Origin of the sequence: Microcoleus sp. D3_18a_C4, from assembly GCF_036702415.1 — a bacterium.
Lineage (GTDB): Bacteria > Cyanobacteriota > Cyanobacteriia > Cyanobacteriales > Microcoleaceae > Microcoleus.
The window spans coordinates 1-1,457 of sequence record NZ_JAUBTI010000230.1 but is presented as its reverse complement, the minus strand read 5'-3'; the positions used below and the strand labels follow the sequence as shown (position 1 = coordinate 1,457).

The window sequence follows — 1,457 nt, the reverse complement described above, 5'->3', positions numbered from 1 at the left end:
ACTGTCGTTTAGACTAAATAAAGATGAGAACGGTGGCAAAAGAAGAACTAGAGCCACCGCGCCGGGAGAGAATAAGGGTGAAAAAGAAAACCTACCCACTCCCTAAATGAACAGTGAACGATTAAAGGACTTTCGTCAAGCAGCATACGAGTTATTGGTACGAGCCAAGGATGCAACATTCGAGCTGATGGATGCAGTGATGACCACTAGGAATGCGGCCTGTTTGGCGGAATTTTCGCTCAGTCCGCTATTCAATCGTCAATGGCCAAGCGTTTACGAAGCATTGCAAGACAGTAGGCCGGAGCGGAAAAAACTGATGATGCTGTATCTCCAGCAATTAGAACAGCAAGTACCCGCAACGGAACACGTTTTAGTAGCAATTGACCACACGGCATGGGGGAGACCAGAGGCTAAAACATTAAAAGACAGAACCCATGAATATCAGCAGGGCGTCATTATTGGACAGGGGTACAGTACAATTGCATGGATACCCGAAGCACAAGGAAGTTGGGCATTACCCCTACTACATGAACGAATTAGTAGTTGGTCTTCACCAATAGAAAAAGCAGCTTCCCAACTCAAACTTGTTTGTGAACAGAGCATCAATCCAGTCTTAGCAGTTTTAGATCGAGAATATGGCAATGCAAATTGGGTACTGGCGCAAGCAGATATTCAAGCTGATTGTTTAATGAGAGTCCGAAAGAATGCCTGCTTATGGTCAGCACCACCAGCATATAGTGGTCGCGGCAGACCACGCAAGCACGGTCAGAAAATGAGGCTCTCCGACCCAACCACATGGCTCGAAGCGGATACTGCGATCACAATTGACGAACATCCAGATTTGGGACAAGTCCGAGTCAGGCAATGGCTTGACTTACATTTTTATCGTGCCGCCGAACAGAGAGTCAATTTAATCCTGGTCGAAAGAATGAATCCCATGTCAAACGGTCAGCCGTTTCCACCCTTGTGGTTGGCTTGGGTGGGAGAACGAACTCTCCCTCTAGAAACTGTTTGGTTTAAGTATTTACGACGTTTTGGAGTGGATCATTGGTATAGATTTGCTAAGCAAAGATTACATTGGACATTGCCTAACTTGAGAACTCCCGAACAATCTGAGCGCTGGAGCGATTTAATGCCATTGATGAGTTGGCAACTCTGGCTAGCTAGGGATTTAGTCGTCGAGAATATATTACCTTGGCAATCGGCTAATATCAATTTAACTCCTGGACGTGTTGCCCAATCAATGTTGTCAGTTTTAGTTGACCTTGGTACTCCCGCGAAAATGCCTAAACATAGGGGAAAATCCCCCGGCTGGGAAAAAGGAAAGGCACGTACTAAGGCACCATATTATCCCACTGTCAAAAAACGGGTTTCTCGACGCAAAAAGTCTTCAAGATTAGCTGTTTAATCTTCTACCTCTTGAGTTTTTGAGCAACATCTTGCCTTCTGTTAAAAGG

Annotated in this window: 1 protein-coding gene; it reads left to right on the top strand. The window is 45.4% G+C overall.

The window, feature by feature from the left end; all coding sequences use genetic code 11:
- The first annotated feature begins 106 nt into the window (after window positions 1-106).
- A complete protein-coding gene (locus QUB16_RS33345; RefSeq protein WP_333322681.1) occupies window positions 107-1,408 on the top strand; it encodes an NF041680 family putative transposase in 1,302 nt (433 codons plus the stop codon).
- Window positions 1,409-1,457 lie beyond the last annotated feature (49 nt).

Excerpts from the sequence above, each read along its gene's own strand:
- QUB16_RS33345 (WP_333322681.1), top strand. The coding sequence starts at position 107 with ATGAACAGTGAACGATTAAAGGACTTTCGTCAAGCAGCATACGAGTTA.